Consider the following 24,268-nt stretch of genomic DNA (forward strand, 5'->3'; position numbering starts at 1 on the left):
GATGTTGCTGATTAACCTGTTACCGTGGCGTAAAAACCGGATGCGCCAGCAGGCTCGCCGTTGGTTAGGGCTGTTGTGGCTACAGTTGGTGCTGATGCTGTGTCTGGTCGTCGTGCTTTATTTTCTTTGGCAGCATAGACAACAGCGCGCGCAGGAGATGCTTAATGCCGCAGAGGCCGAACAGCGTCAGCTAACGTCACATTACCAACAAACCTATAGCGTCCGAGACAGACTGCGGCGCTATCAGGAAAAAGAACGCACCGAGGCGATCATCCTGCGCGACAATCGGCGCAATCTCCAGCTTTTCGAACAGCTCGTCAGCATGTTGCCGGCGAGGCTGTGGCTGACGGAAATCGTCGATCGACGTTCGCATCTGTTGCTTTCAGGCCTGAGTGAAAACTACGACGACATCATAGCGTTGCAACACGCGTTATCGCGTCATGCTTCGGTCGAACGCGTACACTTGCTGCACACCTCCCGTGAGCGGGACGCCGGGACCCGGCTGAGTTTTTCCTTTCGGGCGGACTGGTTCGGTATGACCCTTTCGCCGCAGGAAAAAAACCATGATTAAACAGCAGGCTATGATTGATATTGTGCTGGGCTGGCCGGGGCTGATGGCCAAACCGCTATGGCAACAGATCGTCATGCAATTGATCGTGGTCGTTGCGGCGGGCACGCTGTCCTGCTGGCTACTCATAGGCGGCATGTGGCGAGCCGTTTGGAATATAGAAGAACAAACCGTCCGGGTTCGTCTGGATATACAGCAAATTCGCCAGCAGATAGACGCAATGCCGCCACTGGCGGAGCTGCAAATGCAGCTCGCGCAAAAAACCGCACCAACTAACCCATTTCAGCCTGCCGGGCTGGCGCAGCGCATCGCTGAGCCTCTCTCACAGGCCGGTGCCATGCTCTTGTCCTGGCAACCCGCGCCACCCCATACGGACTCTTTCTCGCAGGCGCGTTGGCAACTGGTCTTTAGTGCCAGCTACACGGGCGTACTGCAAGTGCTTCGTGAGCTGACGGGGTGGCCTTATGTGCTGCATGTACTGCGAATCGGGCCGTTGACCCTGCAATCGGATGACGCCTCCGACGAGCAGCAGACAAAAACACAGCGGCTACGCGTTGAGTTATCGCTAAGCGCGGCGGAAGACGTGCGATGAAAAAAACGATGTTCCATATCCTGTTAATGCTGCTGCTTGCGCCGCACAGCGCACACGCAGAAAAGGCCGTCGCGCGTATCGACCCTTTTCAGCCCGTGGAGGCATTGCGCTGTCCGCTTTCGAAGGTTTTGCCGCAGTGGCAGCTAAAAGGGGTGATCGGCTCCGGTGACCAGTGGGCAGGTTGGCTGACGCTGCCGGAGATCGGCTGGCTTCAACTGAAAAATGGCGCGGCGATCCCGCCGGGGCATTGGCTGGTCCACCACGTGGATAAATCAGGAGCCAGACTCGTGCCAGCTACGCGTGCAGAGGGGTGTCATGGTCTGTCGGCGGTGCAGTTGCCTTCTCCGTTTATCAATAGCCTTGCTGAATAAGCGATGTTCTTGCACCGGCGCATCTTTGCTGACAGATGTTTTGGGCCATGACCTTTTGACAACCGCGTTTTCTTGATAATAAGGAGAGTAATGAACATTTGGATGTTAAGTCGGATGAGCCTGTGGAGCGGGCTGCTGGTTCTCGCCATACCGCACCCGGTTAATGCGGAGAGCCCGGTGTCCATGGCATTTGAGGATTCGCCGGTGTCGCGGGTGTTACAGGCATTAGCCGATCACCAGCAGCTCAATCTGGTGATCGCACCGGGCGTGACGGGAAACATCAGCCTGAGGCTGGCAGATATTCCCTGGCAGCAGGCGCTGGATAGCGTTTTACGCATAGGAAAACTCGGCATAGAACGCAATGGTCGCGTGCTGTTGGTCTTCCCTGCGGCTGATCTTGCGTCCCTACAGCAGGAGCAGGATGCGCGAGTGGCACAACAGGCGCAGCAGTTGCCGTTGCACAATCTTTCGGTGACGTTGCAATATGCTGACGCCGCTGAAGTGGCCGCCGGCGTTCAGGCGCAGCGAGGGACGCTGCTTTCCGGGCGCGGCAGCGTCACGGTGGATAAACGGACGAATACGCTGCTGATCCGTGACACACAAGAGGCGCTCAGGCAGTTGGAGCCATGGGTGAAGGCGCTCGATCTGCCGTTGGCGCAGGTTCAACTGGCTGCGCACATTGTCACTATCAGCAGTGAGCATTTGCAGGAATTGGGCGTTCACTGGGGGCTTGGCGAGGGGGAGGCGGCAAGCAAAGCTCTCAGGCTGAATAATTTCAATGTTGGCCTGCCGGTGGATACGCCGGCAATCAATATGGGGTTTCATTTGGCGCGATTGAATGGGCGGCTGCTGGATTTGGAGTTAATGGCGTTGGAGCAGGAGAATCAGGTCGAAATCATCGCCAGCCCCCGGTTATTTACCGCTCATCAGCAAACCGCCAGTATTAAACAGGGAACGGAAATTCCTTATCAGGTATCCAGCGGAGCCAGCGGTTCGACGTCGATAGAGTTTAAAGAAGCGGTGTTGGGTATGGAGGTCACACCGGATATTTTGCGGGCAGGACGCATTACGTTGAACCTGAAAATCAGCCAGAACATGCCGGGACAGGCGATCAAACAGAGTGATAACGGTGAGGCGTTGGCCATTGATAAACAGGAAATCCAGACTCAGGTGACGGTAGCCGATGGGGAAACGATCGTCTTAGGCGGTATTTTCCAGCAGCAAAAGAAAAAGGGGAGCAGGCAGGTACCGATACTGGGCGACGTCCCTCTCGTTGGCGCTTTGTTCAGAAACCATGCTCAGCAGCATACGCGGCGAGAATTGGTTATTTTCATTACACCGACGTTAATACCTGCATCGTCATGAGCGATGACCGGTACGGCCTAGGTTATCCCGCCATATTTTTTCGGGTGTGGAGCAATATTTTGTCGCGTTCGACCCTTATGAGTTTGACGCTGCGGCGGATTTAGCTTACAAGGGTTAGCGAATTGAGCACTGAAGTGTTGTTCCACCGAAAATGTCGATAAAACATACTACATTGACCCCCGTGGTCGGTGTGACATTATATTCGGTTGCCAAACTACCCTGAGTATTGAGATAATTTTTTGTCTGATTCTCACACTATCGCTCATGAGGTTTCAGTTTAGGTCCCGCCGCTGGGTTGATTGGCGGGGCGGGTTATCATTAACGAATTGTCTTAGTAATACCAAAAAACATGGCAGAGAAACGCAATATCTTTCTGGTTGGGCCTATGGGTGCCGGCAAAAGCACTATTGGCCGGCAGTTAGCTCAACAACTCAATATGGAGTTTTTCGACTCCGATCAAGAAATTGAGCGACGTACCGGGGCTGATGTGGGCTGGGTATTCGATGTGGAAGGTGAAGAAGGCTTCCGCGATCGTGAAGAGAAAGTCATTAATGAATTGACGGAAAAGCAAGGCATCGTGCTGGCAACGGGCGGTGGCTCAGTTAAATCACGCGAGACGCGTAACCGTCTTTCCGCGCGCGGCGTCGTTGTTTATTTGGAAACGACAATCGAAAAACAGTTGGCCCGCACGCAGCGTGACAAAAAACGTCCGTTACTTCAGGTTGAAACCCCTCCGCGTGAAGTGTTGGAGGCGTTAGCGAAAGAGCGAAACCCGCTGTATGAAGAAATTGCTGACGTCACTATCCGAACTGACGAACAAAGCGCCAAGGTCGTTGCTAACCAGATTATTAATATGCTGGAAAGTAACTAAGAGCATACCTTAATCCCGCATTGCGCGGATCCTGAACGGGTTGTTTAACGAGCATGGAAAGACTTACCGTAACACTCGGGGAACGCAGTTATCCCATTACGATAGCCGCCGGATTATTTGATGATTCGGCTTCTTTTATGCCGTTGAACACGGGGGAGCAGGCCATGCTGGTGACGAACCAGACGCTGGCTCCCCTGTATCTTGATCGTGTGCGTGGCGTGTTGGAAAAAAACGGCGTGCACGTCGATCAGGTTATTTTACCCGATGGTGAGCAGTACAAATCGCTGGCGGTACTGGATCAGGTGTTTACGGCGCTGCTGGCGAAGCCGCATGGCCGTGATACCACGATTGTCGCTCTGGGCGGCGGCGTCATTGGCGATTTAGCCGGTTTTGCCGCCGCCAGCTACCAGCGTGGCGTTCGGTTTATTCAGGTGCCCACGACGCTATTATCACAGGTAGATTCTTCCGTCGGCGGGAAAACCGCCGTCAACCACCCGCTGGGTAAAAACATGATCGGGGCGTTCTACCAGCCCGCATCGGTTGTGATCGATCTGAACTGCCTGAAAACGTTACCGGCGCGGGAGTTGTCATCCGGGCTGGCGGAAGTCATTAAGTACGGCATTATTCTGGATCGCGACTTCTTTCTTTGGCTCGAAGAGAACATTGAGGCCGTGCGCGGGTTACAGCATGATGCGCTGGCTTACTGCATCCGACGTTGCTGTGAAATTAAAGCGGCCGTGGTTGCGGCAGATGAACGTGAAAGCGGTATGCGGGCATTGCTCAATTTGGGCCATACTTACGGGCACGCGATTGAAGCGGAAATGGGCTACGGCAACTGGCTTCATGGCGAGGCGGTGGCGGCAGGCATGATGATGGCTGCACATACCGCACGTCGGCTCGGGCAGTTTTCGGTTACAGACATTGAGCGGATCACATCTCTGCTGGTTCGTGCCGGTTTGCCGGTGAATGGTCCGACGCAAATGGCGCCTGACGCTTATCTTCCCCACATGATGCGTGACAAAAAAGTGCTGGCGGGTGAACTGCGTTTGGTGTTGCCGACGGCGATAGGCCAATCGGAAGTTCGTGGCGGCGTCGCCTATGACGTCGTACTGGCAGCGATAGCAGATTGTTTAGCCTGATTGGGTGACGCTGTCGAGCAATGAAGTCGAAGTATTGACGACAGATAAGCCGCAATGGGTTATGGTTAATAAAACATAATGCGTTATGATTCAATGATTCGTCCTGACGATATTGCGGCGAATTCAAGCTTTTCAGTTGGGAGATGTTAAATGGATGAGTTTAAGCCGGAAGATGAGCTGAAGCCTGATGCCAGTGACCGTCGACCCACTCGTCAGCAAAAAAGCCGCGGCTTTGCGATACCGAAGATAGCATTATCCAGACAGCACCTGATGATTGGTATCGGGATTGTTGTGCTGGTGCTATTGATCATCGGTATTGGTTCTGCCTTGCAGGCACCTTCTCAGCCACAAACGACCCAGACGCAGAGCCAGGCCGGCGGGGAGAGAAGCATTGATCTCTCATCTTCGTCTTCCATGACGCAAAATTCTCCGTCTCCCTCTTCCGGGGATACGCTTACGCCGCTTTCCAGCGAGGCCGCGCATGGTCAAATGCCGGAGCAGACGTCTCCTCAAACGCCGATGTCGCCCCAGACTTTAACGGCGCCGCCGATTTCCGGTACGCCGACGGATGCACAGGTTCAACCCCCGGTGGCGGGCCAGCAGCGTATTGAGTTGCCGGGCAATATCACCGATGCGCTGTCGCAACAGCAAGGGAACGTCAGCGACTTCTCTCAGAGCGCGACCGGAAACTCGACGTTGCCGACGGCGCCCGCAACGGTAGGGTCAGTCGGTAAAACGCCCGCGGCGGCACCGGGCAAGAGCGCGCACAATGCGACGCCAGCAGCTCAGAGGAGTAGCAGGCACGCAGCGAACAGTACGCAAAAAGCGCCGGCAACCAATAAACCGGCTGTTAACGCAAAAAGCGCGGCTACCGCCGGGCAAAGCGGCTCGGTACAGAATGCGCCTGCTAACCACTTCACGTTGCAACTGAGCAGCGCTTCACGCCCGGATACGCTGAAGGCGTTCGCAAAACAACAGAATCTTACCCATTCATGGGTGTACGAAACCAAACGAGATGGAAAATCCTGGTATGTGTTAGTGACTGGAGTCTATGCATCTTCTGCTGAAGCGAAACGGGCAATAGCCTCATTACCTGCAGAGGTACAAGCGAAAAAACCATGGGTTAAGCCGATCCGCCAGGTGAAGCAGGACTTGAATAAGTAATACCAATTTTAGCCCTGATGTGCTGTCTGACACAGAGTACAATCCGCGGCTCTGAAACGTATGAGTAATTAACGACGGCATGAAGAAGAACCGCGCTTTTTTGAAATGGGCTGGTGGTAAATATCCGCTGGTAGAAGAGATTCGTCGCTATTTACCCGCAGGAGATTGTCTTATTGAGCCCTTTGTTGGCGCAGGTTCCGTATTTCTGAATACGGAATATGATCGCTACATACTGGCCGATATTAATAGTGACCTGATTAACCTGTACAACATCGTCAAGTCGAATGCCGATGAGTTCGTTGCAGATGCCCGTAAGCTCTTTACGGGAGAGATGAATACATCCGAGATGTTTTATCTCTTGCGCGAAGAGTTTAACCTTTGCGAAGATCCTTATCGACGTGCGCTGTTGTTCCTCTATTTGAACCGCCATTGCTATAACGGATTGTGCCGTTACAACATGCGCGGCGAGTTCAATGTCCCTTTCGGGCGCTATAAGAAGCCCTATTTTCCAGAAGAAGAGATTCGCTGGTTCGCTTTTAAAGCGCAGAATGCCACTTTTGTCTGTGAGCACTATCAGGACACGCTGGAGAAGGCAGAGAAGGGATCCGTTGTTTATTGCGATCCGCCTTATGCGCCGCTGTCGGCCACGGCGAATTTTACGGCCTACCACACCAATAATTTCAGCCGAACCGACCAGCAGAGTCTGGCTCAGTTGGCGCACCGTCTGTCGGTTGAAAGTCAGATCCCGGTTCTGATCTCCAATCACGACACGTTGTTGACTCGCGAGTGGTATCAGGAGGCGGTGCTGTATGTTGTTAAAGCACGTCGCACCATTAGCCGTAACATTTTAGGACGTAGTAAAGTCAACGAATTATTGGCCCTATATCGGTGATGCCGTTTGGTATCGTGGGGTAAACAGCGCGCAGCGAATCGGTTGATGTCGTCCTATAGGCGTCATGCCTCGGGAGCCGGTACCTGCAGGCACTCAGACTTTATTGTTTGGAGAGATCAATGAAACCGTTTTTAATCGCGCCGTCCATTTTGTCGGCTGATTTTGCCCGGCTTGGTGAGGATACGGCGAAGGTACTGGCTGCCGGAGCCGATGTGGTCCATTTTGATGTCATGGACAACCACTATGTGCCCAACCTGACGATCGGTCCGCTGGTGCTGAAATCCCTGCGTGATTACGGTATTACCGCGCCGATTGACGTTCACCTGATGGTGAAGCCGGTGGACCGTATTATCCCCGATTTCGCCAGCGCGGGCGCCAGTTTTATTACTTTCCATCCTGAGGCCTCGGACCATCTCGATCGCTCCCTGCAATTGATCAAAGACCACGGCTGCAAAGCGGGGCTGGTGTTTAACCCGGCGACGCCGCTGAGCTACCTTGATTACGTTATGGATAAGCTGGACATCATTCTGTTGATGTCGGTTAACCCTGGGTTTGGCGGCCAGTCTTTTATTCCCGGCACGTTGGATAAACTGCGTCAGGTGCGTCGTTTAATCGACGACAGCGGTTACGACATCCGTCTGGAAGTGGATGGCGGTGTAAAAGTGGAGAATATTGGCGCGATTGCCGAGGCGGGAGCGGATATGTTTGTGGCCGGTTCGGCGATTTTTGGTCACCCGGACTACCATACCATTATTGATCAGATGCGTAGCGAAATCGCTAAGGTGAAGCATGACTGAATTAACGGCGATTCGCGGGCTGGCTTTTGATTTGGACGGCACTTTGATCAACAGCGCGCCGGGTCTGGCGGCCGCCGTTGACGAGGCATTAAAAGCGCTGTCGCTGCCTGCGGCGGGTGAAACGAGAGTGGCGACCTGGATCGGTAACGGCGCCGATGTGCTGGTTGAGCGAGCGCTCCGCTGGGCTGGCGTTGAGCCGACTGCGGCGCGCATACGGGAAACCCGTGAGTTGTTCGATCGCTATTACGCGCAAACGGTAGAGAGCGGGAGCGCGCTGTTCCCGCAGGTAAAGGAGACGCTGGCGAATTTGGCGCAGCAGGGCTTCCCGATGGCGATCGTGACCAATAAACCGACGCCGTTCGTTGCGCCGCTGCTGGCAGGATTAGGGATAGGCGAATATTTTTCTCTGGTCATCGGCGGCGATGACGTTACCATGAAAAAGCCGCATCCCGCGCCGTTGTATCTGGTGCTCGGCAAGCTGGGTTTACGCGCCGGCGAACTGTTATTCGTGGGGGATTCCCGCAATGACATTCTGGCGGCAAAAGCGGCGGGGTGCCCCAGTGTCGGTATGACGTATGGCTATAACTATGGTGAAGCGATCGAGCGGAGTCAGCCAGAGGTTGTTCTGGATCGTTTTGCCGATATTTTGCCCCTGATCGGGCGTTTTTCTTCACATAATTAGGAACCCTTAGTATGAGCAAGCCCATTGTATTTAGCGGTGCACAGCCGTCTGGCGAATTGACCATTGGTAATTACATGGGGGCGTTACGTCAGTGGGTTACCATGCAGGATGATTACGACTGCATCTATTGCATCGTGGATCTGCATGCCATCACGGTACGTCAGGATCCGCAGACGCTGAGAAAAGCGACGCTGGATACGCTGGCGCTCTATCTGGCGTGCGGCATCGACCCGAAAAAAAGCACCATTTTTGTTCAGTCTCATGTGCCTGAACACAGTCAACTGAGTTGGGTACTGAACTGCTACGCGTATTTCGGTGAGCTGAACCGAATGACACAGTTCAAGGATAAATCCGCGCGCTATGGAGAGAACATCAACGCCGGTCTGTTTGATTATCCGGTGCTGATGGTAGCGGATATCCTGCTGTATCAGGCGGCGCAGGTACCCGTGGGGGAAGATCAGAAACAGCACCTTGAGCTGAGCCGCGATATTGCTCAACGCTTCAATAGTCTGTATGGCGATATCTTCAAGGTGCCTGAACCGTTTATTCCGAAATCAGGGGCGCGCGTCATGTCTTTGCAGGAACCGACCCGGAAGATGTCCAAATCTGACGATAACCGCAACAATGTTATCGGTCTGCTGGAAGATCCGAAATCGGTGGTGAAGAAGATTAAACGCGCGATGACGGACTCCGACGAGCCGCCTGTGGTGCGTTATGACGTGGCGAACAAAGCCGGGGTATCGAACCTGTTGGATATTCTGTCTAGCGTGACGGGGAAAAGCATTCCTGAGCTGGAGCAGGAATTCAGCGGTCAGATGTATGGTCACCTGAAAGGCGCGGTCGCGGATGCCGTGTCCGGCATGTTATCCGAGCTGCAAGCGCGCTATCACCGCTTCCGTAACGATGAGGCGTTCCTGCATCAGGTGATGCGCGAAGGGGCGGAGAAAGCCAGCGCACGCGCTCAGGAAACCCTGAAAAAAGTCTACGACGCCGTCGGCTTCGTTGCTCGCCCGTAACGGATAAAAACTCAGGAGGCGTAGCCTCCTGATAATGTTGTTCCCGGCCCGTTGCCGGTTAGCCGGAAGACGGGGCAAACCAGTTCAGTTTTTCCCGTAGCCCGACCACGTTGCCGATGATGATCAAACTGGGGCTGCTGGCCTGCTGCGCCAATTCGCTCAACTGTGAAAGCTGCCCGCTCAGAACGCGTTGACTGGTTGAGGTGCCGTTTTCGATAATGGCGACAGGGACAGTCTCCGGTAGCCGCTGTTCAATCAGTTTGCTTTGAATGTATTCAGCTTGCTGAAGCCCCATGTAGAACACCAGCGTCTGTTTTTCCGCCGCCAGACTGGACCAGTCCAGGTCGGTGTCGTGCTTGACGTGTCCGGTGATCAGTCTGACGCCCTGCGAATGATCGCGATGCGTGAGCGGAATACCGCTGTAGGCCGCACAGCCGGAAGCCGCAGTGATACCCGGCACGACGGAAAACGGCACGCCCGCCTGATGCAAGTGTTCCAGCTCTTCGGCCCCGCGGCCAAAAATGAAAGGATCTCCCCCCTTCAGCCTGACGACCCGATGACCCGCACGCGCTTTTTCTGCCAGAAGCTGGTTGATTTGCTCCTGAGGGACGCTGTGGTAGCCAGACGCTTTGCCGACGAAGATGCGCTCAGCATCGCGGCGCGACAGGTTGAGTATTTCTTCCGACACCAGCCGATCGTAAACCACAATATCGGCCTGTTGCAGTTGCTGTAAGCCTTTCAGCGTCAGCAATGCCGCATCGCCCGGCCCGGCGCCGACCAGCGTCACCTCTCCCCGATCCTCCAGCGGCGCGGAAAATAGCTGTTCCGTCAGTTGTTGCACTCGCGGGCTGTCTTCATTCGCCAGCGCCTGCGCCAGCCGATCGTGTACGAAGAGTTTTTCCCAGAAGCGGCGGCGAGCGCTCATCGAGTGAAAACGCTTTTTAACCCGACCGCGTAGCGTTCCCGCCAGCGCCGCCAGTTTGCCGAGATGCTGCGGCAGAATGCTTTCCAGTTTTTCCCGCAGTAGACGGGCCAGCACGGGCGCGGAACCGCCAGAGGAGACTGCGACCATCAGCGGCGAACGATCGATGATCGACGGCATGATGAAGCTGGCGCGCTCTGGTGAGTCGACGACGTTACAGAAGATGCGGCGTTCATTGGCACTGGCATAAATGTGATTGTTGACGTCGCTATCGTCTGTGGCGGCAATCACCAGCCATACCGAGTCCAGCAGCGTCGGCTCAAACGTTCCGCGTATCAGCGTCAATTGCGCAGCCTGCTCCCAGGCCAGAAACTGCGCGTTGAAGTTGGGCGCATTGACCGTCAGGGACGCCCCCGCATCCAGCAATAGCCGGGCTTTGCGCTCGGCGATCTCTCCTCCGCCTACCAATAGACAGGGTTTATCGCGCAGCTGACAGAATATTGGTAGGTAATCCATGTAATGCCTCTTGCAAGCTCAGGTTTGTCAGCGCCCCGCGGTGACGGGGCATGACGATCAAGATAAAAGTTGGCTATTATCCACAGCGGTGTCGCTGTCTGCGACGGATATTTGCACATTACCGTTGATAACCTGAACCGCATAGGCGGAAACGGCGTTGGCGCTATCCTCCAGACAGGCGCCATCGCTGAGGCGAAAATGCTGTTTTTTCAACGGGCTTGCTACCCAAAGCTCCCCCTGATGTTCAGCCAATATTCCACGGCTTAATACGCTGGCCTGCGCGAACGGGTCGATGTTGCTGATGGCGTAGACCTGTTCATCGTTACGTGGCCGGAATACCGCGATCTGTTGTTGCTCGACCAGCGCACAGACACCGGTGCCGGGCAGAATGTCGTCTAGCTTACATACGGTTGTCCACTGGCTCATGCGTCTTGCCCCTCTGTTTCGATGTGTTTAACCGGAATGCGCTCGGCAGGGCGAGCCGGACGGTGTTGCTGACGCTCTCCGACCATTTGTACATTCGGGTCACGCGCCGTGCTGTTGACAAAATGAGCAAAGCGCTTCCGCGCTTCCGGGGCGTCCAGCGTTGCCTGCCATTCACAAACATAGCTTTCTCTCAGTCGGGCCATATCGGCTTCGAGCTGATCGTTAATGCCCAGCTTGTCATTCACAATCACATTACGCAGATAATCGATCCCGCCTTCGAGATTCTCCAGCCAGACCGACGTGCGCTGAAGCTTATCGGCCGTGCGGATGTAAAACATCATGAAGCGGTCGAGATAGCGGATTAACGTCTCACGATCGAGGTCGGCTTCCAGCAGGTCGGCATGGCGCGGCTTCATCCCGCCGTTACCGCAAACGTAGAGGTTCCAGCCTTTTTCGGTGGCGATAACCCCCACGTCTTTCCCCTGCGCTTCCGCACATTCCCGCGTACAGCCGGAGACGCCGAATTTCATTTTGTGCGGGGTGCGAATGCCTTTGTAGCGGTTTTCCAGTTCAACGCCTAAGCCGACGCTGTCGCCAACGCCAAAGCGGCACCAGCTGCTGCCGACGCAGGTTTTTGCCATACGCAGCGCTTTGGCGTAAGCATGGCCCGTTTCAAACCCGGCTTCGATGAGCTGGGCCCAGACGTCAGGCAGATCGTCTTTCTGCACGCCAAACAGTGCCATGCGCTGAGAGCCGGTCATTTTGGTGTACAGATTATATTGTTTCGCGATACGGCCAATCGCGATCAGACCATCCGGCGTGATCTCGCCGCCTGCGGAACGTGGGATCACGGAGTAGGTGCCGTCTTTCTGGATATTGCCGAGGAAGTTATCGTTGGAATCCTGCAACGGCGTGTGCTGCGGTTTGAGGACGTATTCGTTCCAGCAGGAGGCTAACAGGGAAGCCACGGTGGGCTTACAGATTTCACAGCCGTAACCTGAACCATGTTTCTCCAGCAGTTGATCGAACGTTTTGATTTTTTCGATTTGAATCAGGTGGTACAGCTCCTGCCGGGAATAGGCAAAGTGCTCGCACAGATGATGATTGACTTCAATCCCTTGTTTGCTGAGTTCCGCATTCAGTACTTGCGTAATCAACGGAATACAGCCGCCGCACCCGGTTCCGGCTTTGGTGGTTTCCTTAATGGCGGCAACGGTATGGCAGCCGCCGTTAATGGCTTTGATAATGTCGCCTTTGGAAACATCGAAGCAGGAGCAGATTTGCGCGCTTTCCGGCAAGGCATCAACGCCCAGCCCCGGTTTCGCGCTGCCGGCTGTCGAGGGAAGAATCATCGCTTCGGGGGCGTCCGGCAGCGGGATTTTGTTCAGCATGAATTGCAACAGGTTGCCGTAATCCCGCGTGTCACCGACCAGAACGGCGCCGAGCAGCGTTTTATTGTCGGCGCTGACGATCAGACGCTTATAGGTTTCTTTGTTTTCATCCAGCCACATATAGCTGCGCGCGCCCGGCGTATGGCCGTGCGCATCGCCGATGCCGCCAACATCGACGCCCATCAGCTTGAGTTTGGCGCTCAGGTCGGCGCCCTGAAAGCGATTTTCATGCCCCAACAGGTGGTCAACGGCGACCTGCGCCATCTTATAACCGGGCGCGACCAGACCAAACGGCCTGCCATGCCAGGCGGCGCATTCGCCAATGGCGTAGACATCGGGGTCGGAAGTTTGGCACCAGTCATTAATCGCGATACCGCCGCGTGGGCCGATCTCCAGCGCACACTGACGCGCCAGCTTGTCCTGCGCGCGGATACCGGTAGAGAACACGATAAAATCGACTTCAAGCGTACTGCCATCGGCGAACACCATCGTCTTGCGGCTTTCCAGACCGGCATGTTGAATAGCCTGCGTGTTCTTGCTGGTGTGCACACGCACACCCATGTTTTCAATCTTACGCCGCAGTAGCGCACCGCCTTGCGCATCAAGCTGTTCGGCCATCAGCACCGGCGCGAATTCAATGACGTGCGTTTCCACGCCAAGGTGTTTCAGCGCCCCGGCGGCTTCCAGTCCTAACAGACCGCCGCCAATGACCGCACCGCGCTTGCTACGACGTGCGCAGTTTTCGATGGCATTCAAATCCTCAATGGTGCGGTAAACGAAACAGTCCTGCCCGTTTGATCCTTTGATTTCGGGGATCCAGGGGTAGGAACCCGTTGCCATGATGAGCTTGTCGTAATACAGGGTACGACCGGAATTGGAATAAATGGCTTTTTCACTGCGGTTGATGGTGATAGCGCGTTCGCCTAACAGAACGTTGACGCCATTTTTTTCGTAATAGCCTTCTCGTACCAGAGAGAGTTCTTCTACCGTGTGGTGGGAGAAGTAAGAGGAGAGGTGGACGCGGTCGTAGGCGACGCGGGGCTCTTCACAAAAAACGGTAATCTCAAAGGTGGATGGGGGGGCCTTATCCAACAGCTCTTCGATAAAACGGTGGCCGACCATCCCGTTACCGATAACAGCGAGTCTGACTTTGTTCATTTTTGCCTCAAAATTGCATCTTCTGAGGCTACCTTATCGTGCTACAGAGCGCGTTTGTTGATGTACATCAAATTGTCTTTTATATACCCATTAGGGAGTATATATATGATTTTGCTTACTTTTTATTAAGTGCTGGTTTTTGTTAAGGTTTTGAGTATGTGAAAAATAAGACCTATAGCACGCTTTTGTTCAGACGCTGAGATGAGGTCATGGCAAATCGGCTATCAGACTAACAATTCTCCCGGGCGATTTTCTGCCCGTAAACAGGGACAAAAATAAAACTTAGTGATTATCCCTTTATTTAATAAGGATATCGGATTTTCTGGTGATAATGCTCACAGATTTATGTGCAGTTGCACAGTTATCCACGACATAATTTCTTCATATGAAAGTAATTGCCTAATGACTAACGTCGAAACAACCTTAATAATTAAAAATAAAACGGTATTTTTCTAAAATTAACACATGATTTCTTTTTGTGATGACGATCGCCTTATCGGGTCGAACCAGAAGGATTCCGGTGCTTTTAACGACCCCTCTCACCATAATCAGTGGCGTTATTCTTTAATTAGAGTGGCCTATATTCGCAAATCTTGTACATGAGTTGTGTTAAACATCAAGGCAGGTAACAACGTGAAAATTGAATCAATTGATGTCACCGTCTTCACTTATCCCACGCGTCGGGTTTCCGACAGTGCGGGTCATTCACACCCGGGTCCCGAAAATCAGGCCAGGATGGCGCTGCTGACCATCACGGCTGATGATGGTCAGCAAGGTTACGCTTTCGCTCCGCCGGAAGTGATTCGTCCTCATATCGTTAATGCTTTCTTTCGCAAAGTGTTGATCGGGCAAAACCCGTTCGACCGCGAGCGCTTATGGCAGGATTTGGTGCACTGGCAGCGTGGTAGCGCCAATCAACTGACCGACCGTGCGCTGTCGATTGTGGAATCCGCACTGTGGGATCTGCAAGGCCGTGCGCTGAATATGCCGGTGCACAAACTGCTGGGCGGCTATCGTGAAAAAGTGCCGGCTTACGGCAGCACCATGTGCGGCGATGAGCTGGAGGGGGGATTATCGACGCCGGAAGAGTACGGCCAGTTTGCAGAAAAGCTGGTCGCGCGCGGCTATAAAGCCATCAAGCTGCACACCTGGATGCCCCCGGTGTCGTTCGCGCCCAGCCCGAAGATGGACGTGAAAGCCTGCGCGGCGGTGCGTGAAGCGGTCGGCCCGGATATCTGTCTGATGCTGGATGGTTACCACTGGTACAGCCGCAGCGACGCGTTATACATCGGTCGTGAATTGCAAAAGCTTGATTTCACCTGGTTTGAAGAGCCGATGGAAGAGCAGAGCATGGCGTCCTATAGCTGGCTGACCAAGAGCCTGGATATCGATGTCATCGGGCCGGAGAGCTTGTCTGGGAAATATTTCAGCCGCGCCGACTGGGTTAAAGAAGGCGCATGCGACATTTTACGCGCGGGCGTGCAGGGCGTAGGCGGTCTCTGGCCGTGTCTGAAGGTCGCCAGTCTGGCGGAATCCTTCGGTATGGATTGCGAAATTCATGGCAACGGTGCGCCGAACCTCAACGTCGTTGGGGCGATCAAAAACTGCCGCTGGTATGAACGTGGTCTGCTGCATCCGTTCCTCAATTATGACGAACCTGCCGCCTACCTGAATTCGATTGTCGATCCGATGGATGACGAGGGCTTTGTGCATCTGCCGCAACGTCCGGGACTGGGAGAAGATATCAATTTTGACTGGATTGAGGAGCATACCCTGAGTAAAGAATAACCGTTTGTTCGATCTGACAGATAGCCTTACCTAAAAAATAAAAAGTTGTCGTCTTCCATGCTTCCACACCTGGAGAAGAATAATGAAAGCACGAGCAATACTTCGTACCCTGCTGTTAGGTTCACTCTGCATGGCCGCAACGCCGGCCATTCTATCGGCAAAAACGCCTGACGATCAGCTGATCGTCGGGATGAACATGAACAATATGCTCTCACTCGATCCGGCCGCCATGACCGGTAATGAAGTGGTGGGCATTATCGTCAACCTCTATGACTCGCTGGTGGTACTGGATCCGGCGAACCTGAGCAACATTCTGCCCTCTGTGGCGAAAAGCTGGAGCGTCAGCGATGACGGGAAAATCATCACGTTCAATCTGGTGGACAACGCCAGATTCCATTCCGGCAACCCCGTGACGGCGCAGGATTTCGCCTGGTCGATGAAGCGTCTTCTTAATCTCAACATGGCACAGGCCACCACGTGGAAATCCTACGGCTTTACCGCGGAAAACGTGGAGAAAATGATCCGCGCCAAAGACGCCCACACCGTGGAAATCGAACTGCCGAAACCGAACGATCCCAAACTGGTGATCTACTCGCTGGCCACGCTGGGCAGCGGCTCGGTGCTGGATAGCAAAACGGTGATGAAGCACGAGAAAAACGGCGACTGGGGTAACGGCTGGCTGACCACCAATGAAGCCGGTTCCGGCCCGTTCAAGCTGGACGTGTGGCAGGCGAAAGATGTGCTGCGCATCAGCAAGGTGGAGAACTATTGGCAGGGTGAGGCGAAAATGCGGCGCGTGATTTTCCGCCACATGACCGAATCACAGGCGCTGCGGTTGATGATTGAAAAAGGCGATATTGATGTGGCATCCGGGATGTCGGTGCCGGATATCAATGCGCTGAAAAAAGACAACAACGTTGTGGTTGATGAGGTGAAAAAAGGCACGCTGTACTACGTGGCGATGAGCCTGAAAAATGAGTTTTTCGCCAAACCGAAAGTGCGCGAGGCGGTTCGCTACCTGATTGATTACGACGGCATCAACAAGACGGTGATGCCGGGCTATGGCTTTTATCATCAGCGTCCGATTCAGGCAGGGATGGACGCGACGCTGCCCAATCCCGGCTACGCGCTGGACGTGCCGCGCGCCAAGGCGCTGCTGGCCGAAGCGGGCTACCCGAATGGCTTTGAAACCACGCTGCGCGTGCTGTCCGACCAGCCGTTCCTGAATCTGGCGACATCGGTACAGTCCACACTGGCACAGGCGGGCATCAAAGCCAAAATCATCTCCGGCACCGGTAATCAGGTTTATGGCGCCATGCGCGATCGTAAATTCGATATGCTGGTTGGCCGCGGCGGCGGCGGCGTCGACCCGCATCCTCACTCCAGCCTGCGTTCTGTTGCCTATAACCCGGATAACAGCGACGAAGCCAGACTGACCAACTTTCAGGGCTGGCGCACGTCTTTCTACGATAAGCCGCTCAACGACATGATCGATCGGGCGCTGTTGGAAAAAGACCCTCAGAAACAGAAGCAGATGTATATCGACGTACAGGATCGTTATGACGCGCTGTTCCCGGCCATTATTCCGGTGTCGCAGATGATCGATTCTGTGGTGTTGCGTAAGGACGTCAAAGGCTATGTGCCACATCCGTCCTCTACGACGCATCTGCGCGAGGTGTATAAGCAGCGCTAGTTTTCCACGTTTAACCGGATGATGCGCCGGCTTGCTACCGGTGCGTTATCCCGATCGGAATGTCAAAAAGAGATGACCGCGTGAGTGGCGTTTTGCTGTCGCCGTTAGCCGGACATCGGGAGAAAGAACATGGTTTTCTCTGATTGGATTATGCCGGGTGGTGTACTGCGTCGGTTGGCAAAACGTCTGTTGCAGGTGGTCGTCACACTGTTCGGGTTATTAATCCTGACCTTCGTGATTGGCCGCGTGATGCCAATCGATCCGGTTCTGGCTATCGTCGGACAGGATGCTGACCAAAGTACCTATCAGCAGGTTTACCAACAGTTGGGGTTGGATAAGCCGTTGTATGTACAGTTCTTCATTTATTTCAGCTCGCTCATGAATGGCGATTTGGGCAATGCGCTTTTGACCGGGCGACCGGTTATGGATGACATTATTCGCGTTTTCCCGGCAACCGTCGAACTGGCGACGATGGCGATTATCGTCGGCGCCGGTCTTGGCGTGCCGCTTGGCGTGCTGGCGGCGGCGCGGCGCGGTAAGTGGGCGGACTATGTCGTGCGGTTTATCAGTCTGGCCGGTTATTCCACGCCGATATTCTGGGTGGGGATGATGGGACTGCTGGTGTTCTACGCCTGGCTGAACTGGGTCGGGGGGGCCGGACGGGTCGACATGGCCTATGACGGTCTGGTGGAAAGCCGTACCGGTTTGCTGTTACTGGATTCCATGCTGGCGGGGGAGTGGGACGTATTCCGCAGCGCGCTGAATCATCTGGTGCTGCCGGCCACGATCCTTGGCTTTCACTCGCTGGCCTATATCAGCCGCATGACGCGCAGCTTTATGCTGGCACAGCTATCACAGGAGTACATCATTACCGCGCGGGTGAAAGGGCTGTCCGAGTTCCGTGTTGTCTGGGCGCACGCGTTTCGCAATATTCTGGTTCAACTGCTGACGGTGGTCGCGCTGGCGTATGGCTCGCTGCTGGAAGGGGCGGTGCTGATCGAAACGGTTTTCTCATGGCCGGGATTTGGTTCTTATCTGACCGGGAGCCTGCTGTTGGGGGATATGAACGCGGTGATGGGATGCGTGCTGCTGGTCGGGTTGATCTTCGTGACGCTTAACCTGCTGTCGGACATGTTGTATCAAATCTTTGATCCGAGGACGAACGCATGAATATTTCCTCTGAGCCGCCGGTCATTCGTCAACCGGTAATGCGGACTTCGCCGGAAAAACGCGTGAGCCGCCTGCGACAGCTCGGGGCGCGTATCGGCGGATTCCTGTTGATGATGCTGCGCAATCCGCTGACCGCGATAGGGGCTGGGATTGTACTGATGTTAATGCTGGTCGCCATTTTCGCGCCGTGGATCGCGACGCACGATCCGTTGGCGCAGGATTTGGCCAACGCGTTACAGGCGCCGAGTGCCGCACACTATTTTGGCACCGATGAATTCGGGCGCGATGTATTTAGCCGGCTGGTTTATGGCTCACGCATCACGCTGTATATCGTCGCGCTGGTGTCGGTGACCGTGGGGCCTATCGGGCTTCTTCTGGGCGTGGTGGCGGGGTATTTCGGCGGCATCGTCGACACTATCCTGATGCGTATCACCGATATTTTCATCTCCTTCCCCAGTCTGGTTTTGGCGCTGGCGTTCGTTGCCGCGCTCGGTCCCGGTCTGGAACATGTGGTGATCGCGATTACGCTGACGGCCTGGCCGCCCATTGCGCGTCTGGCCAGGGCGGAGACGCTGTCGCTGCGCCACGCGGATTTTGTTTCCGCCGTGAAGCTGCAAGGCGCGTCGTCTATCCGCATCCTGCTGCACCACATCGTGCCGCTGTGTCTGCCGTCGGTGATTATCCGTATCACCATGAATATGGCGGGCATCATTCTGACGGCGGCGGGACTGGGCTTTCTGGGGTTAGGCGCGCAGCCGCCCGATCCTGAATGGGGCGCGATGATCTCTGCGGGTCGTCGTTACATGATGGAGTGCTGGTGGTTAGTCACTCTTCCGGGGCTGGCGATTTTAATTAACAGCCTGGCGTTCAACTTCCTAGGAGATGGCCTACGTGACATCCTCGATCCCAGAACTGAATAAGGTTTCTTCCGCGACGGGAGGTTTGCCCCTGATGGAGGTGGAAAACCTGCGGGTGAGCTTCGTAAACCGCGATGCGGTGACGGACGCCGTGCGCGGCGTGTCTTTCCGCCTTGGCTGTGAAAAGCTGGCGATTGTCGGCGAATCCGGTTCCGGTAAGTCAACGGTTGGTCGGGCGCTGTTACAGTTACACCCGCACAGTGCGCGGATTACGGCGGACAAACTACGCTTCGGCGATACCGATCTGCTGAAAGCGGACGAGGCGCGGATGCGCCAGATTCGCGGCAAGCGTATATCCATGATTATGCAGGATCCCAAATATTCGCTGAATCCGGTGGTTTGCGTGGGCGATCAGATCGCCGAAGCCTATCTGGCGCACCATAAAGTGTCTCACCGGGAGGCGAAGGAAAAAGTCATGGCGATGTTGGACGTGGTGCGTATTCGCCAGCCGGAGCGGGTATACCATCTGTACCCGCATGAAATTTCCGGCGGGCAGGGGCAGCGCATTATGATTGCGATGATGCTGATCACCGAGCCAGAAATCGTGATTGCCGATGAACCGACCTCGGCGCTGGATGTCTCCGTGCGTTTGCAGGTGCTGGCGATGCTGGACGATCTGGTGAGCGAGCGCGGGCTGGGGCTGATTTTTATCAGCCATGACATCAATCTGGTGCGCAGCTTCTGCGATCGCGTGCTGGTGATGTACGCCGGGCGTATCGTGGAATCCATTGCGGCGGCCGATCTGGACAACGCGCAGCACCCGTATACGCGCGGGCTGCTGAATTCACTGCCGGATATCGACCATCGGCGTCCCCGTTTGCCGGTAATGAATCGCGATCCGGCCTGGATCAAGGGATAGAGGAGATAATCATGGCAACTGAAGCAATGCGTCAGCGTCAGCCGATGATCGAAGTGCGTAACCTGAATCTCTCTTTTGGTCAGGGCAGTGTGAAGAATCAGGTGTTGTACGATGTGAACCTGACCGTCAACGATGGCGAGATCTTCGGGCTGGTGGGGGAGTCAGGTTCCGGTAAGACCACGGTGCTGAAATGTCTGGCCGGGCTGTTTAATCATTGGGAAGGGACGCTGGTGATTGATGGAAAAACGCTGGCGCATCGGATCGATCAGGCGCGCTGTCGTCAGGTGCAGATGGTGTTTCAGGATCCTTATGGGTCGCTGCACCCCCGGCATACGGTGGAGTCGATTCTGGAAGAGCCGCTGTCGATTCACCGCTTTGACGATCGGGACGATCGTATCGATAGCCTGCTGGAGAAAGTCGGTCTGGGAACGCACTTTCGTCGCCGCTATCCGCACCAGCTTTCGGGCGGGCAGCGTCAGCGCGTGGCGATCGCCCGGGCGCTGATCCTTGAGCCGAGGGTGCTGTTGCTCGATGAGCCGACGTCGGCGCTGGACGTCTCGGTGCAGGCGGAAATTCTCAATCTGCTCATGGAGTTGCAGCAGCAGGAACAGCTGACCTACCTGATGGTGACGCACGATTTGGGCGTCATTTCCCATCTCTGCCATCGGGTGGCGGTGATGCAGTACGGCAAGATACTGGAAACGCTGGAAACCGACGACCTGACCAGCGATGTGCCGAAGGATGCGTACACCGCCATGCTGGTGGAGGCCAGCCGCCAGTACAGTCGCGATCTGGCGGTGCGTTCGGAGCGTATGGGCTAGATAGGTTACGAGACAATCATCATGATGGCCGAGTAATCGTCCTCAGACCGTTGACAAACCCATCACCTTTTATCGAACGGTGAGAATGGAATGGAAGAGTAAAGCGTCCGCGCCAGGGACAAAAGCGTCAGGAACGCTTTTGAACGTCGCATGCGGCGGCCCTGAAAGGGTGAATCTCAGGGATGAGATTCATATCTGCGCGGTTCGAGCTTACAGGGACGTACTTGCAGCGTCTTTACGATCCATCCATTATCGCCGCATATCGGACTTTGTCAGCAAACTCTGGCCGAGTAATCGGCCTTTTTTTATCGTTTATGCAGGTTTTCGCTCACAGTTGGTTACGAATAGACGTTTCTACGTAAAAAAAGGTAAATGGGTAGCGTTGAGGAGTAGGGATACTTACAATCACTACGCTTTGTGTAGTTGGCCTCTTCAAAAAGGAATTCTCATGTTCAAGCGTACTCTGGTTGCTGCGGCAGCCCTTATTTCACTGGCGGCGTTTTCTCCGACGTTTGCGGCTTCCGGATCGACTCATGTGCTGCTGACGACCTCTGCGGGCGATATCGAACTGTCTTTAGATGATCAAAAGGCACCCGTTTCGGTAAAAAATTTCGTCGAGTACGTTAACAGCGGCTTTTATAACGACACGACGTTTCACCGTGTGATCCCCGGTTTTATGGTACAGGGCGGCGGCTTTTCCGGCGATATGAGCCAGAAAGCGACGCACGCGCCGATCAAAAACGAGGCGGACAACGGTCTGCGCAACCAGCGCGGCACCATCGCCATGGCGCGTACTGCGGAAAAAGACAGTGCGACCAGTCAGTTTTTCATCAACGTCGCGGATAATGCTTTTCTCGACCACGGCCAGCGTGATTTTGGCTATGCCGTGTTCGGCAAAGTGGTGAAGGGCATGGAAGTCGTCGATAAGATCTCGCAGGTGCAAACGAAAAACGTCGGGCCTTATCAGAACGTGCCGACGACGCCTGTCGTGATCCAATCCGCGAAAGTGTTGCCCTGAAGCTCAATCAAGAGGGAAACCAGCCTATTTCAGCCGCCATGAGACGGCTGAAATCGCATTAACGGTGAGTTATCAGCGAAGTTAAAAGGTTTCCCAGTTTTTCTCGTTTTGGTCAGCGAGAGCTTTTGGCGGTGCAATAACCGCCGCTGCCTTGGCGGGAGGGGCGGTTTTCAGGCTTGAGGCCTCGCTTGCGGCGGAAAGCTTAAATATTGATACGACCTCCGTCAGGTGGCGCGCCTGTTCTTCCAGAGACGAAGAGGCGGCCGCAGACTGTTCGACCAGCGCGGCGTTCTGCTGCGTGACATTATCCATTTCGACCACGGCAGCGCCAACCTGTGTAATCCCTTTGCTCTGTTCGCTTGAGGCTGACGCGATTTCACCCATAATATCCGTAACGTTGGTGATCGCCTTCATGATGTTGTTCATCGAGTTCCCCGCCAGCGAGACCTGCTGAGACCCAATTGTGACGTTATTCGCCGACTCGGCGATGAGCCCTTCGATCTCTTTTGCTGCCTGTGCGCTACGCTGTGCCAGATTGCGCACTTCACTTGCCACGACGGCGAATCCTCTGCCTTGTTCGCCGGCGCGGGCGGCTTCCACCGCGGCGTTTAACGCCAGAATATTGGTCTGGAAAGCGATGCTATTGATGACGGTGGTGATGTCGGAGATTTTCTGCGAACTATTGGCAATGGTGTTCATCGTCTTGATGACGCTTTCAACGATATCGCCCCCTTCGTTAGCGGTTTTAGAGGCATTTTGGGCTAGCGTACTGGCTTGACCGGCGTTTTCCGCATTCTGTTTTACCACGGCGCTCAGTTCTTCCATGCTGGCGGCGGTTTGTTCCAGCGCGGAAGCCTGCTCTTCGGTTCGCGAGGAGAGGTCCGTATTGCCGGATGCGATCTCGCCCGCACTACGGTAGATCTGTTCGGCGCTTGAACGAATGTCGGAGACGGTTTTCACCCAGTTTTCCTGCATCTGCTGGACAAACGGGATCAGTTTACCCACGCAGTTTTTCCCACTTTGTTCAATATGGGTGTGCAATTGCCCGATAGACAGCACCTGAAGATGTTGTTTGATCAAATCGAGCGGGCGGACGACGAATTTCGCCAGATAGCGATCTGTCAGCAGCACGATGATCAATCCGGCGACGAGCGCGGCAATCAGCATTTTCTGGCATCCGCTCACCCAGGCGGCGATACGGGATTGCGCCTCTTCTTTCAGCCGGCTGATCACCCCATTGTATTGATTTATCGCAGTGGTGAAATTCCGGCGCAGCTCGCGATATTGTACGCTGGAAAGTTGCTGGAACGCGTCGAAACGCTCCGCTTTTACGGCATCATACATGGGGACGACAGCCTGACTGAACAGTTGATAAGAACTGTTGTAGATACTGTCGATTGTCGCTGGATCGATGTTGCCGTGATCGACGGCCTGAAACGCCTTCAAACCGGCTCTGAGGCTGTCGATTTCAATGGCTGCGGCTTGTAGCTCCTGCGCAAAAGCGGCGGCATTGTTTTGCTCCCCGACCTCCACCGCGCGATCCAACGCGATTTTGGCGCGATAGTATTGTCCACTGGCGCCGTTAATAATGTCGCCGTTATTTTGCTGAACGTTAGTGAGGTCAATTTCAGAGGTTAGCTGATTTAATGAATAGAGCGCGAAGGTGGAAACGCCGCCCCAAAGGAGTGAAAACAGGACGAGGATCAGAATCATCATCGTTCTGATTTTGGTGTTGCGAATAAAATTCATGGTGTAAACCCTGGTAAGGTTATGATTTTTAAGTTCCCTTTTTAGAGGGGTGTTTTTTGCCTCCTTGCTGTTAACCTGAAAAAAACAGGCTGTCCGGGAATGTCACTGGTGTTTCTGACTGTGTTATCGGCGTGTTATAAATTGGCTTGAATTGTTTTTAATTATTTATATATTTTAGCCGGCGGGATAAAGCGTCTGGTTTCCAAAAAGTTTTCTTTTATGTCGTCGTGCGGGGTAGGGCTAGGTGCACGCGGTTTGGATCGCCAGTGCCGCAACTCGGTGCCCCATAAACGAAAATCGCCCTTTGGGTCAACAAAAACGCGGCTCAGGCTTTAACGTTTTTGTTCCGATACGGCACTGAAATTTCCCGCCTTTCACGCGCT

General features: G+C 54.6%; 22 protein-coding genes. 18 read left to right on the forward strand and 4 right to left on the reverse strand.

All coding sequences use genetic code 11. The features are described 5' to 3' along the window. Window position 1: 1 nt before the first annotated feature. The 11 genes from EDC54_RS12590 (at window position 2) to trpS (ending at window position 9,457) form a co-directional block, all read left to right on the forward strand. Window positions 2-571: a PilN domain-containing protein gene (locus EDC54_RS12590; protein WP_132456725.1), complete on the forward strand. Its 570-nt coding sequence runs from the start codon at window positions 2-4 to the stop codon at window positions 569-571. Beyond that, the gene (locus EDC54_RS12595; protein ID WP_132456728.1) at window positions 564-1,160 is read left to right on the forward strand and encodes a GspMb/PilO family protein; all 597 of its coding nucleotides are present in this window, start codon (window positions 564-566) and stop codon (window positions 1,158-1,160) included. The genes EDC54_RS12590 and EDC54_RS12595 overlap by 8 nt, the downstream gene beginning before the upstream one ends. After that, the gene (locus EDC54_RS12600) at window positions 1,157-1,531 is read left to right on the forward strand and encodes a DNA utilization family protein (RefSeq protein ID WP_132456731.1); all 375 of its coding nucleotides are present in this window, start codon (window positions 1,157-1,159) and stop codon (window positions 1,529-1,531) included. The genes EDC54_RS12595 and EDC54_RS12600 overlap by 4 nt, the downstream gene beginning before the upstream one ends. Before the next feature lie 114 nt (window positions 1,532-1,645). Further along, the gene (gene hofQ / locus EDC54_RS12605; RefSeq protein ID WP_380895504.1) at window positions 1,646-2,896 is read left to right on the forward strand and encodes a DNA uptake porin HofQ; all 1,251 of its coding nucleotides are present in this window, start codon (window positions 1,646-1,648) and stop codon (window positions 2,894-2,896) included. Between the two features lie 349 nt (window positions 2,897-3,245). Beyond that, window positions 3,246-3,767, forward strand: a complete 522-nt coding sequence (aroK, locus tag EDC54_RS12610; RefSeq protein WP_005969451.1) for a shikimate kinase AroK — start codon at window positions 3,246-3,248, stop codon at window positions 3,765-3,767. Between the two features lie 53 nt (window positions 3,768-3,820). Beyond that, window positions 3,821-4,906, forward strand: a complete 1,086-nt coding sequence (aroB, locus tag EDC54_RS12615) for a 3-dehydroquinate synthase (RefSeq protein WP_132456737.1) — start codon at window positions 3,821-3,823, stop codon at window positions 4,904-4,906. Between the two features lie 150 nt (window positions 4,907-5,056). Then, window positions 5,057-6,070 carry an SPOR domain-containing protein gene (locus EDC54_RS12620; protein WP_132456740.1) on the forward strand — a complete coding sequence of 338 codons (1,014 nt, stop codon included), beginning with the start codon at window positions 5,057-5,059 and terminating at the stop codon, window positions 6,068-6,070. Between the two features lie 79 nt (window positions 6,071-6,149). Beyond that, window positions 6,150-6,962: an adenine-specific DNA-methyltransferase gene (gene dam / locus EDC54_RS12625; RefSeq protein WP_132456743.1), complete on the forward strand. Its 813-nt coding sequence runs from the start codon at window positions 6,150-6,152 to the stop codon at window positions 6,960-6,962. A 119-nt stretch (window positions 6,963-7,081) separates the two neighbouring features. Further along, window positions 7,082-7,759: a ribulose-phosphate 3-epimerase gene (gene rpe, locus EDC54_RS12630; protein ID WP_132456746.1), complete on the forward strand. Its 678-nt coding sequence runs from the start codon at window positions 7,082-7,084 to the stop codon at window positions 7,757-7,759. Continuing rightward, window positions 7,752-8,441 carry a phosphoglycolate phosphatase gene (locus tag EDC54_RS12635; RefSeq protein WP_132456749.1) on the forward strand — a complete coding sequence of 230 codons (690 nt, stop codon included), beginning with the start codon at window positions 7,752-7,754 and terminating at the stop codon, window positions 8,439-8,441. The genes rpe and EDC54_RS12635 overlap by 8 nt, the downstream gene beginning before the upstream one ends. An 11-nt stretch (window positions 8,442-8,452) precedes the next feature. Next, window positions 8,453-9,457, forward strand: coding sequence for a tryptophan--tRNA ligase (gene trpS / locus EDC54_RS12640; RefSeq protein WP_132456752.1), 1,005 nt, complete (start codon window positions 8,453-8,455; stop codon window positions 9,455-9,457). Window positions 9,458-9,515: 58 nt separating this feature from the next. Here the strand turns inward: trpS and cysG are convergent, their stop codons facing one another. Genes cysG through nirB form a run of 3 tightly spaced genes read right to left on the reverse strand, consistent with a single transcriptional unit; the run spans window position 9,516 to window position 13,870 of the window. Continuing rightward, on the reverse strand, window positions 9,516-10,895 hold the full coding sequence (gene cysG, locus EDC54_RS12645) for a siroheme synthase CysG (protein WP_132456755.1): 1,380 nt from the start codon (window positions 10,893-10,895) through the stop codon (window positions 9,516-9,518). Between the two features lie 57 nt (window positions 10,896-10,952). Next, complete coding sequence (gene nirD, locus EDC54_RS12650; RefSeq protein ID WP_132456758.1) at window positions 10,953-11,321, reverse strand: nitrite reductase small subunit NirD; 369 nt, start codon at window positions 11,319-11,321, stop codon at window positions 10,953-10,955. Continuing rightward, the gene (gene nirB, locus EDC54_RS12655) at window positions 11,318-13,870 is read right to left on the reverse strand and encodes a nitrite reductase large subunit NirB (RefSeq protein WP_132456761.1); all 2,553 of its coding nucleotides are present in this window, start codon (window positions 13,868-13,870) and stop codon (window positions 11,318-11,320) included. Before nirB ends, nirD begins: the two co-directional genes overlap by 4 nt. Window positions 13,871-14,503: 633 nt before the next feature. Between nirB and EDC54_RS12660 the strand changes: the two genes are divergently transcribed. The 7 genes from EDC54_RS12660 to ppiA all read left to right on the forward strand — a co-directional run bounded on the left by EDC54_RS12660 (window position 14,504) and on the right by ppiA (window position 22,136). After that, window positions 14,504-15,658 (forward strand): mandelate racemase family protein, encoded by a 1,155-nt coding sequence (locus EDC54_RS12660; protein ID WP_132456764.1) that lies wholly within the window; start codon window positions 14,504-14,506, stop codon window positions 15,656-15,658. Window positions 15,659-15,740: 82 nt separating this feature from the next. Further along, window positions 15,741-17,351: an ABC transporter substrate-binding protein gene (locus tag EDC54_RS12665; protein ID WP_132456767.1), complete on the forward strand. Its 1,611-nt coding sequence runs from the start codon at window positions 15,741-15,743 to the stop codon at window positions 17,349-17,351. A gap of 129 nt (window positions 17,352-17,480) precedes the next feature. Next, window positions 17,481-18,521 carry an ABC transporter permease gene (locus EDC54_RS12670; protein WP_132456770.1) on the forward strand — a complete coding sequence of 347 codons (1,041 nt, stop codon included), beginning with the start codon at window positions 17,481-17,483 and terminating at the stop codon, window positions 18,519-18,521. A 38-nt stretch (window positions 18,522-18,559) separates the two neighbouring features. After that, window positions 18,560-19,441, forward strand: coding sequence for an ABC transporter permease (locus tag EDC54_RS12675; protein ID WP_132456875.1), 882 nt, complete (start codon window positions 18,560-18,562; stop codon window positions 19,439-19,441). Further along, window positions 19,413-20,297 (forward strand): ABC transporter ATP-binding protein, encoded by an 885-nt coding sequence (locus EDC54_RS12680; RefSeq protein WP_380895495.1) that lies wholly within the window; start codon window positions 19,413-19,415, stop codon window positions 20,295-20,297. The genes EDC54_RS12675 and EDC54_RS12680 overlap by 29 nt, the downstream gene beginning before the upstream one ends. A 44-nt stretch (window positions 20,298-20,341) precedes the next feature. Next, window positions 20,342-21,118: an ABC transporter ATP-binding protein gene (locus tag EDC54_RS12685; RefSeq protein WP_196238457.1), complete on the forward strand. Its 777-nt coding sequence runs from the start codon at window positions 20,342-20,344 to the stop codon at window positions 21,116-21,118. 448 nt (window positions 21,119-21,566) lie between these two features. Next, on the forward strand, window positions 21,567-22,136 hold the full coding sequence (ppiA, locus tag EDC54_RS12690) for a peptidylprolyl isomerase A (protein ID WP_132456776.1): 570 nt from the start codon (window positions 21,567-21,569) through the stop codon (window positions 22,134-22,136). A gap of 81 nt (window positions 22,137-22,217) precedes the next feature. Here ppiA and EDC54_RS12695 read toward each other — a convergent pair whose 3' ends face one another. After that, complete coding sequence (locus EDC54_RS12695) at window positions 22,218-23,885, reverse strand: methyl-accepting chemotaxis protein (protein ID WP_132456779.1); 1,668 nt, start codon at window positions 23,883-23,885, stop codon at window positions 22,218-22,220. Window positions 23,886-24,268 lie beyond the last annotated feature (383 nt).

The sequence above is a fragment of the Samsonia erythrinae genome (assembly GCF_004342665.1).
Taxonomy (GTDB): domain Bacteria; phylum Pseudomonadota; class Gammaproteobacteria; order Enterobacterales; family Enterobacteriaceae; genus Samsonia; species Samsonia erythrinae.